Annotated in this window: 17 protein-coding genes; 7 read left to right on the top strand and 10 right to left on the bottom strand. The window is 55.6% G+C overall.

Going from position 1 to position 21262, the window contains the following annotated elements; all coding sequences use genetic code 11:
• Positions 1-297, bottom strand: a 297-nt coding sequence (locus QC823_RS13175; protein ID WP_309656817.1) for a universal stress protein, incomplete at its 3' end; no start/stop codon positions are given.
• A 401-nt stretch (positions 298-698) separates the two neighbouring features.
• Here QC823_RS13175 and cfa (QC823_RS13170) point away from each other — a divergent pair.
• From cfa (QC823_RS13170) to QC823_RS13155, 4 genes are all read left to right on the top strand, one after another.
• On the top strand, positions 699-1856 hold the full coding sequence (gene cfa, locus QC823_RS13170) for a cyclopropane fatty acyl phospholipid synthase (RefSeq protein ID WP_309656816.1): 1158 nt from the start codon (positions 699-701) through the stop codon (positions 1854-1856).
• Positions 1857-1920: 64 nt separating this feature from the next.
• Entirely contained in the window at positions 1921-3144 is a 1224-nt protein-coding gene (metK, locus tag QC823_RS13165) for a methionine adenosyltransferase (RefSeq protein ID WP_309656815.1), read from the top strand.
• 371 nt (positions 3145-3515) lie between these two features.
• A complete protein-coding gene (locus QC823_RS13160) occupies positions 3516-3749 on the top strand; it encodes a hypothetical protein (RefSeq protein WP_309656814.1) in 234 nt (77 codons plus the stop codon).
• Positions 3750-3796: 47 nt separating this feature from the next.
• The gene (locus QC823_RS13155; RefSeq protein ID WP_309656813.1) at positions 3797-5863 is read left to right on the top strand and encodes a HelD family protein; all 2067 of its coding nucleotides are present in this window, start codon (positions 3797-3799) and stop codon (positions 5861-5863) included.
• 30 nt (positions 5864-5893) lie between these two features.
• Here QC823_RS13155 and QC823_RS13150 read toward each other — a convergent pair whose 3' ends face one another.
• From QC823_RS13150 to QC823_RS13120, 7 genes are all read right to left on the bottom strand, one after another.
• The gene (locus QC823_RS13150) at positions 5894-6847 is read right to left on the bottom strand and encodes an arsenic resistance protein (RefSeq protein ID WP_309656812.1); all 954 of its coding nucleotides are present in this window, start codon (positions 6845-6847) and stop codon (positions 5894-5896) included.
• 51 nt (positions 6848-6898) lie between these two features.
• On the bottom strand, positions 6899-8059 hold the full coding sequence (gene cfa, locus QC823_RS13145; protein WP_309656811.1) for a cyclopropane fatty acyl phospholipid synthase: 1161 nt from the start codon (positions 8057-8059) through the stop codon (positions 6899-6901).
• Positions 8060-8204: 145 nt separating this feature from the next.
• Complete coding sequence (locus QC823_RS13140) at positions 8205-9065, bottom strand: universal stress protein (RefSeq protein ID WP_309656810.1); 861 nt, start codon at positions 9063-9065, stop codon at positions 8205-8207.
• 49 nt (positions 9066-9114) lie between these two features.
• Positions 9115-10605: a SulP family inorganic anion transporter gene (locus QC823_RS13135; protein WP_309656809.1), complete on the bottom strand. Its 1491-nt coding sequence runs from the start codon at positions 10603-10605 to the stop codon at positions 9115-9117.
• 342 nt (positions 10606-10947) lie between these two features.
• Positions 10948-11814 carry a DMT family transporter gene (locus QC823_RS13130; protein WP_309656818.1) on the bottom strand — a complete coding sequence of 289 codons (867 nt, stop codon included), beginning with the start codon at positions 11812-11814 and terminating at the stop codon, positions 10948-10950.
• Positions 11815-11873: 59 nt separating this feature from the next.
• A complete protein-coding gene (locus QC823_RS13125; protein ID WP_309656808.1) occupies positions 11874-12674 on the bottom strand; it encodes a slipin family protein in 801 nt (266 codons plus the stop codon).
• A gap of 60 nt (positions 12675-12734) precedes the next feature.
• Entirely contained in the window at positions 12735-14159 is a 1425-nt protein-coding gene (locus tag QC823_RS13120; protein WP_422823662.1) for an NfeD family protein, read from the bottom strand.
• A gap of 321 nt (positions 14160-14480) precedes the next feature.
• On the opposite strand from QC823_RS13120, the gene QC823_RS13115 reads away from it, so the two are divergent.
• Positions 14481-15497 carry an isocitrate dehydrogenase gene (locus QC823_RS13115; RefSeq protein WP_309656806.1) on the top strand — a complete coding sequence of 339 codons (1017 nt, stop codon included), beginning with the start codon at positions 14481-14483 and terminating at the stop codon, positions 15495-15497.
• Positions 15498-15546: 49 nt separating this feature from the next.
• Positions 15547-16596, top strand: a complete 1050-nt coding sequence (locus tag QC823_RS13110; protein ID WP_309656805.1) for an SO_0444 family Cu/Zn efflux transporter — start codon at positions 15547-15549, stop codon at positions 16594-16596.
• A gap of 54 nt (positions 16597-16650) precedes the next feature.
• On the opposite strand, the gene QC823_RS13105 is transcribed toward QC823_RS13110, so the two are convergent.
• Both QC823_RS13105 and QC823_RS13100 read right to left on the bottom strand, forming a co-directional pair.
• Complete coding sequence (locus tag QC823_RS13105) at positions 16651-17430, bottom strand: ZIP family metal transporter (protein WP_309656804.1); 780 nt, start codon at positions 17428-17430, stop codon at positions 16651-16653.
• Positions 17431-17679: 249 nt separating this feature from the next.
• Positions 17680-18636, bottom strand: coding sequence for a sulfurtransferase (locus QC823_RS13100; protein WP_309656803.1), 957 nt, complete (start codon positions 18634-18636; stop codon positions 17680-17682).
• 265 nt (positions 18637-18901) lie between these two features.
• On the opposite strand from QC823_RS13100, the gene QC823_RS13095 reads away from it, so the two are divergent.
• Positions 18902-21253 (top strand): PqqD family peptide modification chaperone, encoded by a 2352-nt coding sequence (locus QC823_RS13095; protein WP_309656802.1) that lies wholly within the window; start codon positions 18902-18904, stop codon positions 21251-21253.
• The last annotated feature ends 9 nt before the right edge of the window (positions 21254-21262 follow it).

Raw genomic sequence — 21262 nt, 5'->3', positions numbered from 1 at the left:
AACCTGCTCCCGGATAAATTGATGAAGAAGCTCCCTGGCTGCTAGCAGAGGATAACTTCTATGGGCGATTTCATCATCCGGGACCAAACAAATATCAGAAAGACGCTCTAGCAGATGTTCCCGGGTACCTAACCCCAAGTTGCCGGTAAGGTCGGGCTCTGAGGTTTGCGGGTGATTATCGATCACGTGAACAACGTCTAGCGGCGCATCCAGCGCTGTCGCGGCCCAGGCGGCGTAATCGCATACGTTTTCTGAAAACGGTGAGCTATCAATAGCGGCCAACACCTTATCGGTCATTGCGTGTCTCTCTTAAGCGGGTGCATAGAAGTTTTGTTGTTGTCGTATTTCTTTCTACACGAACTCTTATGGCGGTAACACCCCCGGCGCCAATTTGCCCTGCAATGCCACATCGATTTTGTTAATATGCGTCTGCGATATAATGACGCAACGTTAACGGAGATGAAGATAACTGTGTTGATGACCCCACCCTAGCGCTCCCGCCTTCCTCTTTGTTTCTCAAGCCTACCGGCTTAATGCCCCGTTCGCTGTATCGGTAGTTTTTGATCCTTTTCGTTGCGTCCATCAACGGTTAATGGAGGTTGTTATGACATTTCCGCCACCCTAAATTTCAAAATATTAGTTTTTTATCAACTAGGAGATAGCCACTTTCCTTACAAGCCCGCATAGGGATACCAACATTGAATACCCAAACTTTCAGCCATACGGCTTTTTTTGATGAAACCTCATCATCGCATCGTTTTGTTGCCGAGCTTTTGGAAAAAGCCGACATTCGTCTCAATGGAGATCGTCCCTGGGACCTTCGCCTAAACGCTCATGGCGTGCTCGATGACGCGCTATCACGCGGTAATTTAGGCCTAGGCGAAAGCTACATGGATGGCGCCTGGGATGCCGACGAGTTGGACAATTTCTTTTATCACTTACTGCGTGCGCGGCTACCGGATCAAATCAATCCGCAAAAGCTCGTGTTTCACCACCTTCGTACCCGCTTACTTAACCTGCAAACCGCTAAGCGTGCCTTTCAAGTGGGGGAAGCCCATTACGATTTAGGCAACGAATTTTACGCCGCCATGCTCGACCAGCGCATGACCTATACCTGCGGCTATTGGAAAGACGCTAAGAACCTGGATGAAGCACAAGAGGCTAAACTCGATCTGATTTGCCGCAAGCTGGAGCTAAAGCCCGGTATGCGCGTGTTGGATATCGGCTGCGGCTGGGGCAGTTTTATGGCCTACGCCGCCGAGCACTACGGCGTGGAGTGCGTGGGCTTAACCATCTCCAAGGAGCAGACCGAGTATGGCAAACGCCTAATGAAAAGCGGCCTGCCCGTTGAGTTTCGCTTGCAAGATTACCGTGATGAAACCGAGCAGTTTGATCGCATCGTCAGTATCGGCATGTTTGAGCACGTGGGGCGCAAAAACTACCGTGAGTTCATGGAAGTCGCGAACCGCTGCCTAAAAGACGACGGCCTGTTTCTGCTTCACACTATTGGTAAAAATGTCCGGGGTACCTCGCCCGATCCGTGGATCGATAAGTACATTTTCCCCAATGGTGAGCTCCCAGCGTTAGGTCAGGTGACTGATGCCGCCGAGCCTCTATTTGTCATTGAAGACGTGCACAATTTCGGTGCCGATTACGACAAGACGCTAATGGCGTGGCATGACAATTTTGAAGCCAACTGGCCGCATTTCAAAGAACAGTTCAGCGAACGGTTCTACCGTATGTGGCGCTATTACCTGTTGAGCTGCGCCGGTGCCTTCCGGGCGCGGGATATTCAGCTATGGCAGTTCGTGCTCAGCAAAAAAGGTGTCGTCGGCGGCTACGAGCGCGTGAGTTAACCTAGCGTTTATGACATTTCTTTAACCCTAATACCTAGACCATCGAATGCACCTGGACCATTAAATGCACAATACCTTTTCTCTTTTTACCTCCGAGTCTGTTTCCGAAGGCCACCCCGATAAAATTGCCGATCAGATTTCTGATGCGGTTTTAGATGCCATTATCGCCCGCGATAAGCAGGCCCGCGTCGCTTGTGAAACCATGGTCAAAACCGGTGTTGCCATTATCGCCGGTGAAATCAGCACCAACGCCTGGGTGGATCTCGAAACCTTAGTGCGCGAGGTGATCACCGATATCGGTTATACGTCTTCCGACGTGGGCTACGATGGCGGCACCTGTGGGGTGGTGAACCTGATTGGCAAGCAGAGTGTCGATATCGCCCAAGGCGTTGATCGCAGCAAGCCAGAAGATCAAGGCGCGGGTGACCAGGGCCTGATGTTTGGCTATGCCACCAACGAAACCGAGTCATTCATGCCGGCACCGATCCACTACGCACACCGTTTGGTCGAGCGTCAGGCGGAATTGCGTAAGCACGGCCTGCTGCCATGGTTACGCCCGGATGCCAAAAGCCAGGTGACCTTCCGTTACGATGCCAACGGCCAGCCCTGTGGCGTGGATGCGGTGGTGCTTTCCACCCAGCACGACCCGGAGATTGATCAGGAAGACCTGCGCAAGATGGTCAAACATGAAATCATCGAGCAGGTAATTCCAGCGGCGTGGTTAGACGAGAAAACGCAGTACCACATCAACCCGACCGGTAAGTTCGTGATCGGCGGCCCGGTGGGCGATTGCGGTTTGACCGGGCGTAAAATCATCGTCGATACCTACGGCGGCATGGCGCGCCACGGCGGCGGGGCGTTTTCGGGCAAAGACCCGTCGAAAGTGGACCGTAGCGCCGCGTATGCCGGCCGCTACGTGGCAAAAAACATCGTCGCCGCCGGGCTTGCCGACAAGTGTGAAATTCAAGTGTCCTACGCCATTGGCGTGGCCGAGCCGACCTCGGTGTCCATCGACACCTTCGGCACCGGCAAAATCGATGATGACCAGATCGTCAAATTGGTGCGCGAGCATTTCGACCTGCGCCCGTTTGCCATCACCAAGATGCTTGACCTGCTGCACCCGATGTATCAGCTCACGGCGGCCTACGGTCACTTTGGCCGCGAGCCGTTTGAGCACCGCTACCGCTGGGTCAACGATAAAGGCGAAGAGCAAGTGGAGACCTTTACCGCCTTCCCGTGGGAGAAGACCGACAAAGCGGAAGCCTTGCGTGACGCGGCTGGTAACTAAGAACTGGCTCAATAAGCGCAACAAGGGTCTACCAAAGCCAAGTAAGGGTTCCTGCGCCACTGAATGGCGTCAGGAACCCTCGGCAGTTGGGCATGGGCTAGAAGCCGCTAAAAATGCGTTTTTACCACTTTGGTGCCGTTTGGCCTTGACTCTGGTAGGATTATCGTTGTTAACCCTTCCAGGTACCTTAACTTCGAGGTCACTGGTAACTGTACGAGGTGACTCATGTCTCAGTTACTAAACAACGCCTGCCCTCTCTTCCTGTTTCTACGGCCCACGCCACCATAACGTCTCCGCTTTTCCTTATGTTTGTTTATACGTGTTCAACACTTCACATCCGTTTTTAATGTTCGGATTGATAAGGAAAACGCATGGATACTCACAATACCGTCATCGCTGATCTTAGCCAACTTTCGCCAAGTGACGGCTGGGTCAGCGTACATCAGTACTTACCTATTGACCCCAAGGCCGCTTTACTTGTTGTTTACCAAGATATGCATAACGCTGGCGTTACCTCGGCCATCTTAGAGAAAGGCCGCTTCCTAAGTACCACAAACCGTGCGTTAGTACGTGGTGTTAAGACCTGGCGTTACATGAGCGAGTAAACCGGCCGCCGACTTTTTTCCCTTGTTTCCACTTTCTAGCAGGCGCAATGACAACCTCTAACGACCAACCCCAACGCAACGCGGAACAACGCCATCTTGATGACGTTTTGCAGCGCATCAGTGCCAATATTACCCAGCTTGATGAGCGCCTCACCGCCTACTCGGATGATATTCAGGCGCAAAAAGAGTACCTGTGGGAAAGCCGCGACGAGATGGATCACATCGAAAAAATCTCGGCCCGCGAATCCATCCAGCAAGCGGTGATGACGGGTGACAATGCGCTGACACGGCGCAAGCGCCTGGAAAAACTCAAGAACTCGCCCTATTTCGGCCGCTTCGACTTTACCCGCCACGGTCAACAAGAGCCGATTTACATCGGCGTGCACCACTTCCGCGATGATATGGCCGGGCAAAACCGCGTATACGATTGGCGCGCACCTATCGCCTCGCTGTTTTACGACTACGAAACCGGCCCCGCCAGGTACGAAAGCCCCGAGGGTAGCGTCGCCGGGGAAATCTCTCTCAAGCGTCAGTTTCGCATTAACGGCGGCGCCATTGAGCTAATGATCGATAGCGCCGTTCACGTGGTGGATGAGGTGCTGCAAGACGAGCTCAGTCGTGCCTCTGATGAAGGCATGAAGAACATCGTCGCCACCATTCAGCGTGACCAAAACGCGATCATTCGTAACGATGATGCGAATGTACTGATCATCCAGGGCGTGGCCGGCTCGGGTAAAACCTCGATTGCGTTGCACCGCATCGCCTATTTGCTTTACCGCTTTAAAGACACGCTGAGTTCAGAAGATATCCTGATTATCTCCCCTAACCGCGTGTTCGCCGACTACATTTCCAACGTACTGCCGGAGCTTGGTGAAGAGACAGTCAATGAAATCGGCATGGAAGACTTAGCCGACGAACTGCTCGATAGCCAATACCGCTTCGAGACCTTTTTCGAGCAAACCACGGCCCTGCTGGAGAAAAACGACGACGCCGCGAAAGCGCGCCTGCGCTTTAAAGCCTCGCCCGATTTCTTGGCCCAACTTGACCGCTATGCCGAGCACATCGAGGCGAACCGCTTTGCCGCCGAGGATATTTGGATCGCCAGGCGACTAATCCCCGCTTGGCTTTTAGAAGAGGTCTTCCGCAAGCACCGCCACTTGCCCACCAACGAGCGCTTAAAGCAGGTCAGCTGGGAGATCGAGCGCAAAATCGGCAATCAGTACAACTACGACTTGGAACGTGAAGAGCGCAAAGAACTTAAAGCCGCGATCAAAAAAATGCTCCAACAAGCCACGCTGCGCGAGACGTACAAAGGCTTTTATGACTGGATTGGGCAGCCGGAAATGTTCAAAACCGCCTCGCGCGGGCGGCTGGAATACGCCGATGTGTTCCCGTTGATTTATCTCAAAATGCGCCTGGAAGGCGTGCAATCGTCGTGGCGTAACGTCAAACACCTGCTGATCGATGAAATGCAGGATTACACGCCGGTGCAATACGCCGTGATTGGGCGGCTATTTTCGTGCAAGAAAACCATCCTGGGCGACGCGTATCAATCGGTGAACCCGTATAGCGCCTCAAAAGCCGAGGAAATCCGCCAAGTGCTGCGCCAAGCATTGTGCGTGACGCTCAACAAAAGCTACCGTTCCAGCATCGAGATTGCGCATTTTGCTCAGCAAATTGCCTATAACCCCGATCTTGAAGCGATTGAGCGCCATGGCGAGCCGCCCAGTGTTGAGCGCTACCGTAACCGCAAAGACGAGCTCGCCGCGATTGCCGATTTTGCCCGCGCGTTTTCGCAATCCGACCACAACACCCTCGGCATCGTGTGCAAAACCCAAAAACAGGCGCGCAAAGTGTTTGATGCCTTGGATGGCGACTTCAAACGCTTGCAGCTATTAAGCGAACACAGCGCCGCGTTTGGCCAGGGGATTGTCGTCTGTACCGCGCACATGGCCAAAGGGCTGGAGTTTGACCGGGTGATTGTCCCGGACGCGAGCGAGAAAAACTACGCCACCGATATGGAGCGAAACCTGCTTTACGTGGCGTGTACCCGCGCGATGCACCGTTTAACGCTCACTTATACGGATAAACCGTCGGCGTTTTTGGCCCCCTAGCGCGTCTCACTTGATGGTGACGCCAAGCGTTCATCGCGGCGGCTTTATCAACCGCGGCACCCACGTTAGGTAAGCCACCATCCCCAGCAGTTCAATCAGCGATTGCAGCACAATCACCACCACCGCTGCTGCCCAGATCTCCGGCAGCGCAATCGCCAAGGGCAACACCACAAAGGAGTTACGCGTCCCTAGGCTAAACACTAGCGTTCGGCTTGACGCCACAGGCACGCGAAAAAGCAAACTTAAAAGTTTGCCGATCAAAAGGGCGGCAAGTAGATACAGCACAAAAATACCCGCCACCTGCCACAGGGTTTCGCGGGTATCGATGACCAACTGAACTTGGGAGGCAGCAATCAAAAACACCACCGCTGCCAACAACGGCACAGGAAGCCAGCCCATCACCGTTACCCCGTGTTGAAGGGCTGCGTAACGTTCGGCCCCTTTCTCGGTAAGCCACGCCAGCAGTAACGGCGTAAGAATGAGGCCACTAAAGACTGGCAGCAACTGAGCCCACAAATTGGCCCCGACCAGTTGCTCACCCATGATGATCGCGACATAAAACGGCAACAGCACAATTTGCAGTAAAAGCAGCACTGGGGTCGCCGCAATCGCACCGGCACTATCGCCCTGCCCAAGATGGGTAAAACTGATAAACCAATCGGTACAGGGCACTAACAGCACCAGCAACACGCCCAGCCGCAATGCGCTCTCTAACGCAAAAAGCGCCACCAGCGCCCATACCAACAGTGGCATAACCACAAAATTACCCAACACAAGCGCGACCATAAATCGCCTATCGCGAAACGCCTGCGAGATATGCAAAAGGGGAACTTGGGTAAAGGTCGCGTAAAGTAGCACGCCGAGTAGCGGCCACAACGCCGCCTCCCACGTGTGCACCGCTTCCCAGCGAAGGCCCGTCGCAATGCCGGCCGCAATCGCCACGAGATAGAGCCACATTTGATGCTTTTCCAACACGTCACGCATCGAGAACCGTTTACCTCGCCGTTAATAAAAGGAGGAACTCCTCAACACAACTCAACTCACGCGTGAATAACCGCCGACGACGCCTTTTTTGCTCAGCACAAATTGCCAAAGCTGAATTTCACGGGCACGGAAGGCACCGGCGCAACTGAGTAGGTAATAACGCCACATGCGGTAAAACTCGTCGTCAAACTGCTCACGAAAATCCAGCCAATTCGCTTCAAAGTTATCGTGCCACGCCATGAGCGTTTTATCGTAATCGGCGCCGAAGTTGTGGACGTCTTCGACCACGAACAATGTTTCCGCCGCGTTGCTGACTTGAGAGAGCGATGGCAGCTCGCCATTGGGGAAAATGTACTTATCAATCCAAGGGTCGGGTGGGGTACTGGACACATTCTTGCCAATGGTATGCAGCAGAAATAGGCCATCGTCTGTTAGGCAGCGGTTCGCGACACTCATGAACTCACGGTAGTTTTTGCGCCCCACGTGCTCAAACATGCCGATACTCACGATGCGGTCAAAAACTTCCGTTTCATCGCGGTAATCTTGCAAGCGAAACTCAACCGGCAACCCTTTTCTCATCACCCGCTTACCAAAATCCGCCTGCTCTTTGGAAATGGTTAGGCCCACACACTCCACGCCGTAGTGCTCGGCGGCGTAAGCCATGAAACTGCCCCAGCCGCAGCCGATATCCAACACGCGCATACCGGGTTTTAACTCCAGCTTGCGGCAAATCAAGTCGAGCTTCGCCTCTTGCGCCTCGTCAAGATTGGTGGCGTTGTTCCAGTAGCCGCAGGTATAGGTCATGCGCTGATCAAGCATGGCGGCATAAAATTCGTTACCCAGGTCGTAATGTTTCTCCCCCACTTCCCAGGCACGCTTGGCACTTTGCCGGTTAAAAAGCTTCGCTTTCAGTGAGTGATACACCAGCTGCGTGGGTTTCACGCGCAGGTGCAGTTGGGCACGCATTAAATGATAGAAAAACTGATCCAGCGACTCGGCATCCCAGTCGCCGTTCATATAGCTTTCGCCTAGCCCAAGGTTAGCGCGGGACAAGGCATTCTCAATCACGCCAGGCGCGTTGAGCTGCATGTCCCACGGCCGCTCGCCGTTAATCTCAATGTTCGCCTGCGCAAGCAGGTCCGCCACGTATTGGTGGGAAGATAACGACGGATCAAAGCTTACGTCATTTTTTTTCAACGGTGTCGTACTCAAGACGCTTTCCTCTTGCTGTTGGAGAAAAAGCCACACTTTATTGAATAATCTTAGCCGCAACTTAGCCCACTATGAAATGGGCGCACTATGAAATTAGGACACTATGAAAAAAGCCGGCTCTCGCAAGGCGGGCCGGCTTTAAGGGTTAGCGCAAAATCAAGACGGGAATATGACTCTTGCGCAACATCTCCGTGGTGGTGCTGCCCACCAGCAACTGGCGAATACGCGAGTGCCCGTAGGCCCCCATCACCATCATGTCGATGCTGTTCTCCTTTTCGTAGGCGTGCAACGTGGTTTCCACCTCACCAGCGCGAATAGCGCCTTCGGCTTCGTGCCCCGCGTCGCGCAGGGTGGTGAGCGCCCATTCCAGCTGCGAGCGGTTTTCCCCGGTATCCGCACCGACAATCACCACGTGGCAAGCGACGCCTTGGAATAGCGGGCTTTTGGCGAGCATTTCCACGCCTTTGCGCGCGGTTTTGCTGCCGTCAAAGGCCATCATTACCCTTTTCGGCACCTTGTACGCAGCGCTTGGCACCATCAAAATCGGGCGGTGCATTTCGCGCACCACGCGCTCAAGGTTAGAGCCTAAGTGGCCAGACGCTTGATCGGCGGTTTCGCCGCGCTTGCCCACCACCAACAAGCGTATGTCTTTCTCAAGCTCTACCAGACTTTCCACTAGCGTGCCGTTACGCTGGCGCGTGGCTGGCTCGGCCACACCGTCATCAATCGCGCGCTGCTTGGCAACTTCAAGCATCAGCTTACCTTGCTCGCGGTTGATTTTGGCACGCTGCTCGTCAAGGTCTGAGAGCTCTTTCATCAGCTTTTCGCGCGCGCCTAGGCGCAAATTACCTGACAGATTGGCGTCATCAGGCACTTGTGAGTGGTTATCCACCACGTGTACAAACGTGAGCGGCGCATCCAGCGCCAGGCTTGCCCACGCAGCGTAGTCACACACGTTTTCGGAAAACTGCGAGCCGTCAATCGCGGCCATTACGTGATCACTCATCTTCCTCTCCTTGTCTGGGTCGATTGGCAACGACCTGATCGTAGAACCATTAGTGGCCGCCCATCAGTTTTTCCACGGCTTCGGGGTCGTCGTGTACCGCGTAACGGTCAACGATGGTGGCACTGGCTTCGTTTAGGCCAATCATCTCGACGTCGGTACCTTCACGACGGAACTTGATCACCACCCGATCCAGCGCCTGCACGGCGGTTATATCCCAGAAGTGAGCACGAGAAAGATTAATGGTGACTTTATCGATGCTCTCTTTGAAATCGAAAGCGCCGATGAACGTTTCAGAAGAGGCAAAGAACACCTGCCCGACAATCTCGTATTCACGCTCAACGCCCGGTTCGACTTCTTTCGAGCCAATGTAAAGAATCCTGCCGACTTTATTGGCGAAGTTCATTGCCGCCAACAATACGCCAACAAACACGCCAATCGCCAAGTTATGCGTCCCCACGGTGACCACCACCGTTGCGACCATGACCATATTGGTACTCATCGGGTGCTTTTTCAGGTCACGAATGGACTCCCAGCTAAAGGTACCAACCGCCACCATGATCATCACCGCCACCAGCGCCGCCATGGGAATCTGTGAGACCCAGTCAGCAAGGAATACCACCATCAACAGCAGCACGATCCCGGCAATGAGCGACGAAGTACGACGACGACCGCCCGATTTAATGTTAATCACTGATTGACCGATCATGGCACAACCCGCCATGCCGCCGATCAAGCCCGAGCCAATGTTGGCAATACCCTGGCCTTTACACTCACGGCTTTTATTACTTTTGGTGTCGGTCAAGTCATCAATGATAGTGCCTGTCATCATCGACTCTAGAAGCCCTACCACCGTCAGCATCAGTGAATACGGCAGGATGATCATCAAGGTTTCTAAATTCAGCGGAACATCAGGCCACAAGAACACGGGCAAGGTATCCGGCAGGTCGCCCATATCCCCCACGCTTCTGATTTCCATGCCGGTTGCCATGTAGACCGCGGTTAACACCACAATGCACACCAGTGGCGAGGGAATGGATTTACCGATAACCGGCAGGTAGGGAAAGCCGTAAATAATCACCAGGCCCGCGACCGTCATAGCGTAAACATGCCAGGTCACATCGGTCAGCTCGGGCAACTGCGACATAAAGATCAAAATCGCCAGCGCGTTGACAAAACCGGTTACCACCGAGCGCGACACAAAGCGCATCAAATCCGCCAGGCGCAAGTAACCGGCGATGATTTGCAGCACACCGGTTAACAGCGTTGCCGCCAGCAAGTACTCAAGACCATGGTCTTTAACCAGCGTGATCATGAGCAGCGCCATCGCGCCCGTCGCGCCAGAAATCATGCCCGAGCGCCCACCGGCAAAGGCAATAATCACACAGATGGCAAACGAAGCGTAAAGGCCCACTTTGGGGTCGACACCGGCGATAATCGAGAAGGCAATGGCTTCGGGAATCAGCGCTAGCGCCACGACGATCCCCGCTAGGGAGTCGCCCTTTAAATTAGAGAGCCAAGAGAGTTTGAATTTTTCGTACATTCGAGGGTCCAGGGTTAGGGGTGAAAACAAACGACTCAATGACGACGCCAAACGACACGCCAGAATCGTACGAAAACATGAGAAAAAAGAGATCTGCGGGTGCGGAGATGAAACGTTACCGCGTCGCCATGACAGCGTCGTGACCGCCAAACGGCCATAAGCGAGATAGACAGAGAAACCTAGGGCGGAGTCATCAGCCCTGACAAGGCAGTGGATGCCGTGCAAAAGATCGACACGAGGGTTATCGACATGGAGGTGATCTACGCCTATGCGTTTTTAACGCTGTTTTAAAGACAACGCGCTTAGAGCCGCGCAACGAAAGCGGAAGATTTTAGCAGCAAATTAGCCTGCCTGCACCCTGCTGCGCTGCCGCATCTCGATACGGCGTTCATAAAGCCCTTTCACCAGTAGCGTGCCAATGACGATTACCCCGCCAAAAAGCCCAATGGGCGCAGGCTGTTCGCCGAGTATCCACCACACCCAAAGCGTGCCCACCACCACTTCAGAAAGCATTAAAAGCCCCACGTCCGCCGCCGGCAGATAAAGCGGCCCACGTTGAATCAAGGTAAACCCGAGCGGCAACAATCCCAAACACAACACCACCAGCCACAGCCAGCTGGCCTGAGACGGCATGATTAAACCTGCGCCAAAACCGCTAACGACAAACGCCACCGTGGCCACTATCAGCCCCGCAAGCGTCAGCATCGGGCTCATGTCCACGCCGGTGCGCGTGCGGCAAAGGGTAAAGTTGGCCGCCAAGGCCGTGGCGGCAAGCAGCGCAAAGGCATTGCCCACCCAGGAGCCCGCGCCGGCATCGTCCAATACGATCAACGACGTGCCCAACAGGCAAAGAAAAATCGCCATCCAGGTGCGCCGTGGCTGACGTTCATGGAGGAAAATCCGCGAAAGCGCCGCGGCAATCAGCGGCGCGCTGGCCAAAATCATCAGCACATTGCCGCCTTTGGTGTACTGATTACCGAGCACGAAACCAAAGGTGGAAAAGCTAAATAGCACGGCAACGCCAATGCCGGTCCAACCACAACGGCGATAGGCGTTCACAAAACCACGGCCTTGGCGCAATACCACAATCAGCATAAAACCCAGCGCTGTGAGCAGGCCGCGCCACAGCAAGATATCCAAGTCTGGCAGGCCGATAAGCTTAATCAGCAACGCATCGGGGGAGATAATCAGCGCCCCGCCAGCGGTCATTAATAGCCCTTGCTGGCGTGACGAGAGAGATTCAGCACCGTTTTTGCGTAACGTTTGGCTCACGCGTCGTTTTTACCTGTGTCGTTTTTACGTGTGTCGCTTGGCGCCACGTGTTTGGCTTTCATGTCCTTGAACGCCTCCATAATGTCCATGGGTAGCGGGAAGACGATGGTAGACGCGTTTTTGTTACTCATATCACTCATGGTCTGCAGATAACGCAACTGCAACGCCGCGGAGTTTTCCTGCATCACGTTGGCCGCCTCGACCAGTTTTTTCGAGGCTTGAAGCTCACCTTCGGCGTGAATCACCTTGGCGCGCCGCTCACGCTCGGCTTCCGCCTGGCGAGCAATGGCGCGGATCATGCTTTCATCCAGGTCCACGTGTTTGATCTCAACGTTAGCGACTTTGATGCCCCACGCCTCCGTCTGCGTGTCGATGATTTCCTGAATGTCGTCGTTGAGCTTATCGCGTTCGGAAAGCATTTCGTCCAGATCGTGCTTACCCAGCACCGAGCGCAACGTGGTTTGCGCCAGCTGGCTGGTGGCCTGAGTAAAGTTCTCCACTTGGATGATGGCTTTTTCCGGATCGACCACGCGGAAATAAAGCACCGCGTTGACCTTGACCGTGACGTTATCTTGGGAGATGACGTCTTGCTCGGGCACGTCCATGGTAATGACGCGCAGATCAATCACCTGCATTTTTTGAATACCGGGGATCACGATCACCAGACCCGGCCCTTTCACCGTCTGGAAGCGGCCCAGAAAGAACACCACGCCGCGTTTGTACTCGGGCAAGATGCGAATCGAGGCGGCGATCAGCAGCACCACCAAAACGACGGGAACAAGATACGAAAGAATCATCGGGCACCTCTTAGCATTGGGAGAGAACACATTGAGAAAAGCACAAAGGCGCCACTGCCGCTATAGCGGTGTGACGTGAAGCATTAAACCCTCTAGGCGCAAAACCTTTACCTCGTCGCCTTGTTTGACCGGGGCATCACTGATCGCATTCCAGCGCTCGCCGTATAGGCGCACATGCCCTTTATCGTCAAAATCTTCAAGCGCCGTGGCGCGAGCGCCTTCCAGCTGCTCTGCACCGGTGTGCGCCGGGCGCCGCCGCAGGCTCATAAAGCGCGTAAGGGTCCAAAGCATCAGCCCGCCCGACACCAGCGCCACGCCACCAATCATGGGCAGCGAAATCGCCATGTACTCGGCATCCATGAGCATCACCGACCCCAACACAAAAGCCGCTATACCGCCGACGCCCAGCACACCGAAGCTAGGCATTAACGCCTCACCGACCATCAGCGCCAGCCCCACCAAAATCAACGCCAATCCCGCGTAGTTAATTGGCAGCACCTGAAACGCAAAGAGCGCCAGCAGCAAGGAAATCACACCGATCGTCCCGGGAAACAAGCTGCCGGGGTTGGAGAGCTCAAAAATCAGCCCGTAAAAACCGATGATCATCAAAAAGTAGGCAATATTCGGGTTGGTAATCAGCGAAAGCACTTGGGTACGCCAATCCGGGTCGAAGCGTTCAATGCGCAAGTCGGCCGTATTCAGCGTGCGTTCGCCGCGCTCCATGACCACCGTCATGCCGTCCATCTGGGTAAGTAAATCATCGATACCACTGGCGACAATATCGATGACATTGTTTTCCAGCGCGTCTGAAGCGGTAAGGTTAACCGCATTGCGCACCGCGTCTTCGGCCCAATCCGCATTGCGGTCGTGGCGCTCGGCGAGGCTGCGAATAAAGCTCACCGCGTCTTCCAATACCTTCCGTTCCATGGCACTACCGCCATCGCTTTGTGCCGGACTGGTGCCGTTTTCGCTTTCTTTACTGTCACTTTCACTGTCTTCAGCCGGCTCGGCATCGTCGCTGTCGCCTGACCCAGGGAACCCGCCACCTCCCATTTGTACCGGCGTGGCGGAGCCTAAGTGGGTCGCGGGTGCCATCGCCGCGACGTGGCTACCGTAAAGCAAATAGGTGCCCGCGCTCGCCGCCCGTGCGCCGCTCGGCGATACGTACATCGCGACCGGAATATCGGCGTTGAGCATTTCGCGGATTATGTCGCGGGTGGTGTCGACTAACCCGCCGGGCGTATCGAGGGTCACAATCATGACTTCGCTGCCCTGCTCGCGCGCCGTGCGCAAACCACGTTCAAAGTAATCTTTGGTGGCAGGGCCAATCGCCCCTTCAATGGTGAGCACCAACGCACTGCTACTGCTAGCCGACCCATTAGTGGATTCGCCATTTTGTGCCACGGCTTGCCAGGTAAGCAGCAGCGCGCCCACCAGAAAACAACTTAGTGCAATGACCTTTCTGTACATTACCCAGCGTTGCATGTGCATGGGTGCTCCTTGAAAAGCATGGCGGCATCACGATGAGGTATCTTTTCAGGCTAGCAGGTTGCGCTTTTTTTACTCAACGTGCGTTAACTTAATGTGCTTTCACTTCACGTGCTTTCGTTTCACGTACCTTCATGTTACGTACAAATCATGGATAACATTTGAACAACCCGCAAGCACCTTTTCTACTGCCTTCGCAGGGTGACGTTTTGTCCTAGGTTGGCGTACCATTGTCACGTACAAGACGATACCCGTCAGCCCACGTTGAATCGGCACTACCCCGCCGATTTCCCGCCATTATCAAGAGGAGTACGACACATGAGCCAGTCTATTGCGGTCATTAAAGGCGATGGCATCGGTCCCGAAATTATGGATGCCACCCTGCGCGTTCTTGACGCGCTAGACTGCGGCTTAGAGTATCAGTTCATCGATGCGGGCCTGACGGCGCTGGAAAAGCACGGCACACTGATTCCGCAAGAATCGCTCGACACCATCGAAAAACTGGGTATCGCGCTAAAAGGCCCCCTCACCACGCCGATTGGCAAAGGCTTTTCTTCGATCAACGTGCAGCTGCGCCGCCACTTTGATCTCTATGCCAACGTGCGCCCGGCAGTGAGCTTCCCCGGTACGCGTTCGCGCTACGACGATATCGACATGATCACCGTGCGCGAAAACACCGAGGGCGCTTATCTTTCTGACGGTCAGGAGTTTATCGACGACGGCAACACCGGGATTTCGGTAATCAAAGTGACTCGCGAAGGTTCCGAGCGCATCGTGCGCTACGCCTTCGAGCTGGCGAAAAACAACGGCCGCAAAAAAGTCACCGCCGTACATAAAGCCAACATCATCAAGACAAGCTCGGGGCTGTTTTTGGACGTCGCGCGGGAAGTTGCCAAAGAGTACCCCGAGATCGAGTTCCAAGAAATGATCGTCGATAACGCCTGCATGCAGCTGGTGATGAACCCGCACCAGTTTGATGTCGTCGTCACCACTAATCTCTTCGGCGATATTATGTCCGATTTGTGCGCGGGCTTGGTCGGCGGCTTAGGCCTGGCACCGGGCGCCAATATCGGCGAGAAAGCCGCGATTTTTGAAGCCGTTCACGGCTCCGCCCCGGATATTGAAGGTAAAAAACTGGCTAACCCCTGCGCGCTGTTGCTTGCCGCCGCACAAATGCTGGACCACCTGGGCATGAACGAGAAAGGCAACGCCATCCGTCAAGGCATTCGCGATGTGCTCGAACGCCGCCGCGATATGGTCACACCGGACATGGGCGGCACCGGCAGCACCGACACCTTCGCCGATGCGCTGGTTGAGCAGGTCAAAGCAAAATAAGCAGTCACCAGCGGCTTTTTGCTTACCGCCTCTGTACACGGAGATGCCGATGACGTTTGTGATGTCGTTGCTGGATGTCGCGCTTACGGCAGCGCCTTGGCTTTTGCTGGGGCTTTTGGCGGCAGGCTTGATCAAAGCCTTGGTCGATGAAAGCTACTTGACCCGCTGGCTAGGCGGTAACTCACTGGCGAGTGTAACGCGGGGGGCGATATTTGGCGTCCCGCTACCGCTATGTTCCTGCGGGGCGATACCCACTGCCCTCACCCTGCATCGTCAAGGCGCCGGGCGTGGCCCCACCACGGCCTTCATGATCGGCACGCCTGGGGTGGGAGTTGACTCGCTCACCATTACCTATGCGCTGCTCGGGCCGTTCATGCTGTTGGCACGGCTCTGCGGCACGGTGGTCGTGGCGATTACCACGGGCATCGGCGTGGCGACAAAACAGCCCGCCCCTGCCGCTGAACCCACCTCGACGCCGTGCTGCGGTGGCTGCTGTGAGGGTAGCGGCAGCACCGCAGCGTCTCAGCCTGCCAAAGCCAGCCTAGGTGCTCGGCTGCGCAGCGGGATCCAATACGCCTTCACTGACGTGCTCGACGATATCAGCTTATGGCTTGGCATCGGCCTGTTGCTTGCCGGCGTACTGACGACTTTAGTGCCAACCACGGCGCTGTCCGCTTACGGCAGCGGCTTAGGCGCTATGCTGTTGATGTCGGTGATAGGTATTCCGCTGTATATCTGTGCCACCGCTGCCACGCCCATTGCCGCCGGGTTAATTCTCGCCGGCGTCTCGCCCGGCACGGCGCTGGTGTTTCTGATCGCCGGGCCAGTGACGAGCATCGCAACGCTGGGTATTGTGCGGCGCGAATTTGGTACCGCCGTGCTGATGCGTTATTTAGCCGGTATTTTGGCAAGCGCAGTAGTGGTGGGGTTGGCCGTCGATGGCGTCATTCACCTATTCGGCGTTAATGTTATCGCTCAGGTGGAAAGTATCGATGAGCTGCTGCCACTCTGGCTTGAGGGCACTGCGCTGATCATGCTGGTCGTGCTCGCGGTTAAGCCGCTACGTCGCCAGCTTAGAAATGTTGCCGTTAGCCATTAATAGACCAGTCGTGCAAAAAAACGGCTCACCCTGAGGACGTCGAAGGGTGCCGGTTTACACCCCCAGCCACACGTCCAGAAACAGCATAATCACAAGCCCCATCGCCAAGCCGAAGGTGGCTTTTTGCTGATGCCCGCAGCGGTGCGATTCGGGAATAATCTCGTGGCTGATGACGTACAGCATGGCGCCGGCGGAAAACGCGAGCCCCCAGGGCAAAAGCACCTGCGAAACGCTGACCACACTCGCCCCGAACAACCCACCGATCGGCTCGATGAGTCCCGTTAAGGCGGCAATGCTCCAAGAGCGCCATTTTGAATAGCCTTCACCCATTAGCGCGATTGCCACCGCCAGCCCTTCGGGCATGTTCTGTAAGCCGATCCCGATCGCAAGCGGCATCCCACCGGAGACGCCGTTGGCGCCAAACCCTACCCCGACCGCAAGCCCCTCGGGAAAGTTATGAATCGCAATGGCAAACACAAATAGCCACACCCGACGCAAGGCCGCGCCTTCTGGTCCCTCGCGCCCTTGCTGAAAGTGCTCGTGGGGCAAGCGCTCGTTGAGTAGCGCAATCGCCCCCATCCCGATCAAGATGGAAATACAGATAATGGCCGCCGGCATCGCCCCACCGGCGTAATAGACTTCTGCAGCGTCAAGCGCCGGAATAATCAGCGAGAAGAACGACGCCGCCAGCATCACCCCAGCGGCAAACCCTAGCGCGAGATCGCGAAAAGCGCGCTCGGGCGTTTTGCCCAACAATACCGGCAAGGCGCCGACTGCGGTCAACAACCCCGCAATAAGGCTGCCGAGAAACCCCACTACTACCGTGTTTTCCATGTGCGTTGTTGGCCTTATGCTGTAATACCGTGCGTATTAAGTACCGCTCACTTACCACCGTGGTAAATCGGAAAATGACGCAAGCGGCACCCCAACGAGCAAAAGCGCGCTGTGACAGCTAAGACAGTGTCGGGGTTATATAAGGAGGGGCGTAAGAAAGTCATGGACGCATTTTAGGGTGGCATGCATATCTGTGCAAACCACCCCGGACACAACGACGCATATCCTTATGCTTTTATTTATCTTTACTTAATTTAACAGCGCTTTCGCCTGCTTGATACCTTCGCGAGCCAGCTGTACGGGGCGCGAATTGCTTACCGTCCAGGCAGCCATCGAACCGTCGTACATGGCAATATTATCGAAACCGGCCACTTCACTGAGGACAAACCAGTCGGTGGCGGCCCAGTGTCCGGTGTTGCAAAAGGCGATCGTGCGCTCATTGCGATTGAGTTCGGCAGCGTTGATGCGTGATTGCAGGCCGTTCACATCGAGGTAATAAGCGCCGTTTTGGGCGTTTAAGTGCGCGTGATGCGGTAGGTTGCGCGCACCAGGAATTGTGCCGGCCATACGTGCGGCGGGCGACTGATTTTGCCCGGCAAAATAGTCAGCGGGGCGTGCATCCACCAGTTGCGCTTGGCTCTCGCGGGCCGCCTCTACGGCTTCAGTCGAAGCAATCAGCTCTTCGCGCAGCGTCGCGTCGAAGTCGGCTGTGCTGTAGCCTTCTGGCTCGCCGCTTGCCACCACGAAACCTTGCTGCTGCCAACCGGCGAAGCCACCGTCCAAGATCGCCACATCATCGTGGCCCAATGTTTTGAACGTCCAGTAAACCCGTGCGGCACTACCGAAATCGGTCGGGCCGGTGCCGGCGGGAACGATGACCACATCGCTGCCACTGTCGATGCCTAATGCACCAATCAGCGCTTCTAGCTTAGACACCGACGGCATCATGCCGACAACACTGTCGCGGGCTTCGCGCCAGCCTGCCTCGGTGTAGCTGGAATAACGGCTACCCGGAATGTGCGCCTCACGAAAACTCTCGGCATCGCCGCCGTTATCAATCGACGAGCGAACGTCCAGAATCACCAGGTCGTCTTGGTCACGGTGCTCGTTGAGCCATTCAGCATCCACCAGCGGTTTCATATCAAGGGCAAACACCTGCGTTGAAATACTCAGCGCGCCTATTAAGCTAAAAAGTAAGCGGGTCATATAGCCTCCTAAAAGGGTCAAGGGGTAACGTTATTTGTTTACGTCCCTACATTCGGCATGGCGCAGGGGCGGCATGTCCTTTAATATTATATTCAGCTATATAAAAACGTTTTTAAAATAAATTTTAAGAATAAGCGTATAGACAGAAGCCACCTTCTTTCAGCCATCGACGATGTTTTTACGACGCGAAGATTTTTACTTTACTGGGTGTAAGTAATCCCTCAGCCGTACCACTTACTCTATACAACCTGTTAAGGAGCTTGAGATGAGTGCGCCCACCCCGACATCCCCGCGGTTTTGGTTAAGCGGCCAACGTCACGCCGAACAGGATCACTTTTTCCGTCAGGCGCTGGAAAACCAAGGCTGGCAAGAGGGCGATGATCAGCACTGGCAGGCTGCATGGGTGACGGGGATGCCGCCCAAAGCGGCGTTTCGCCATACCTCGCCCGAGCGGCGAATGAATCACATCCCAGGGAATGCGGCCCTTACGGTTAAAAGCCGTCTGCATGAAAGTTTAAGCGCGCTACGCGAGCGGACCATACGCCACTATGGCGCCGAACACCCCCATACCCAACGGCTTTACTTTTTCCCCCGTGCCTACGAGATGCCCCACGATTATCCAGCGTTGGTCGAAGACGCTGCGGCACACCCGGAGAAGCGTTGGATTTTAAAACCCACCAACGCCTCCAAAGGCCAAGGTGTGCGAGTTTTGCGCGATCCCGCCACAGCGCCGCTCGCGCCCAACTGGCTGGTACAGGAGTACGTCGGCAATCCCCACACGATTCGCGGCCACAAATACGTGCTGCGCCTTTATATGCTCATCGCCAGCATCGACCCGCTGCGGGTTTACCTCTATCGCCAGGGCTTTGCCAAGCTCGCCTCGGCGCCATGGGACCCGAATGATATCGACAACGTCTACAGCCAGCTTACTAATCCCGATATCAACGCGCGTAACCAAGAAGCGGAAATCCCGGTGGAGTTTATCGACTTGGAGCGCTACCGCGCGTGGCTACGCGAACAGGGCCATGACGACGACGCGCTGTTCGCCAAGCTTGAGGATCTCGCCACGCTCACCGCGCTTTCCAGCGTAGAAGCGATGCGCGCGCGTAGCCACGAGGCAGGTGCGGACCCTCGCGGTTGCTACGAACTCATCGGGCTCGACTGCCTGGTAGATGATGACCTCAAACCCTGGATTTTGGAGTGCAATTTAAGCCCGTCGCTTGGCGTTTGTGCCGCGCCTGAACACGGTGGCGTGGTGGAAGAGCGCGTCAAAGAGAGCTTGGTGCGCGATACGATCGCGTTGATCGGGCTCGACTCGCCCGCCCCCGAAACGTTTACCACTACGGCCCTAGCGGATGAGCGCGACCGCGCCGGTGATTTTGTGCCGCTCTACCCCTCTCATGACGGCCGCTATATGCCATTTGTTGGGCTACCGAGTCTGGCGGATTACCGTTTAGCCACCTTGCCTAAGCAGTCTTCCCCCACGATCTCCTTTCGACCTCATCACGTCAGCGAGTTGATCGATGGGGAAACCCTGGCGCTCTACCATCACGACAGCGGGCTTTATTATCAGCTCAACGACACCGCTGCGTTGATTTGGCTGCTGGCAAGCGAAGGCGAATCGACCAAGACAATACTTGCACATTTGCAGGACGCAAGCGGCGACAAGGTGCCCCGGGCGCAATTAGAAGAAGACCTGTGGGCAACCCTACACCCTTGGTGGCAGAACGGGCTTTTAGCTCCCAGCGACGCTCCCATTCCATCTCCTCCCGATCCTTTCACACCTGAGCGTGCCGCGCCCGCCACTTGGCGCGGGACGTTACATTTTGATCATCGCGTTTGGCCGCTGACCGCGCCCGCTGGCCCAGTGGCTGACAAGCTTACCGTCTCGCTTGCGCGGCTTTTACGCCCGGCTGAAGCAAACCACGAGGGCACCGAAGATGCGCTGCATGTTCTCGAAAGTGCCAGCGGGTACTGTCTGACCAACGACGCTCGGGTAATTCGCTCGCGCCTGCATGCCGATGAGATACTACCGGCCATCGCGCAATTTTGTCTCACTCAGGCCACCCGCTGTGATCATCTCGTGCTCGACGTTGCCCTGCTAAGCGAGGGCGCACAGCACATTGTGTGCCTTCTGCCCGCGCAAGAAACCGCCAATGTGCTGGCCACTCTCAAAACAGCAGCAAACGCGCACGGATTAACCCTTTCACGCGGCGCGCGCCTATCGCTTGAGACACCCAATGTGTTGGAGCCGCTCAACTTTCCTATTACTGAAACGCCGCTTGCTGAAACGCCGTTTAGCGACGCCACGCTGGCAGCCGCAGAGCGCGGTCATTGCGCTGGGCTTTTGTGGCTTGATACCGAGCCAACGACAGCTACCACCGAGCCGCCTACAGCGCTTGAGGTACTAGGAGCCCTGCTGCCCTTTGCTATCGAGGACGTTGCTATCGAAGGGAAGCACCGCTTGAGCCCAGCGGCGCTCACCGCGTTGCAGTGGTTTAGCCAAGGCGTTATTCGCACTCGGCTTGTCTATACGGAGGAAGATGCAACGCGTGATGTCATCGCGCATTGGCTTACCCAAACACCCCTTTTTTCCTCTTCCCGCGCTGCTGTTTAGCAGCTGGAA

The sequence above is a fragment of the Vreelandella vilamensis genome (genome assembly GCF_031451755.1).
Classification (GTDB): Bacteria; Pseudomonadota; Gammaproteobacteria; order Pseudomonadales; family Halomonadaceae; genus Vreelandella; species Vreelandella vilamensis.
This window is presented reverse-complemented; position numbering and strand designations above follow the sequence as displayed.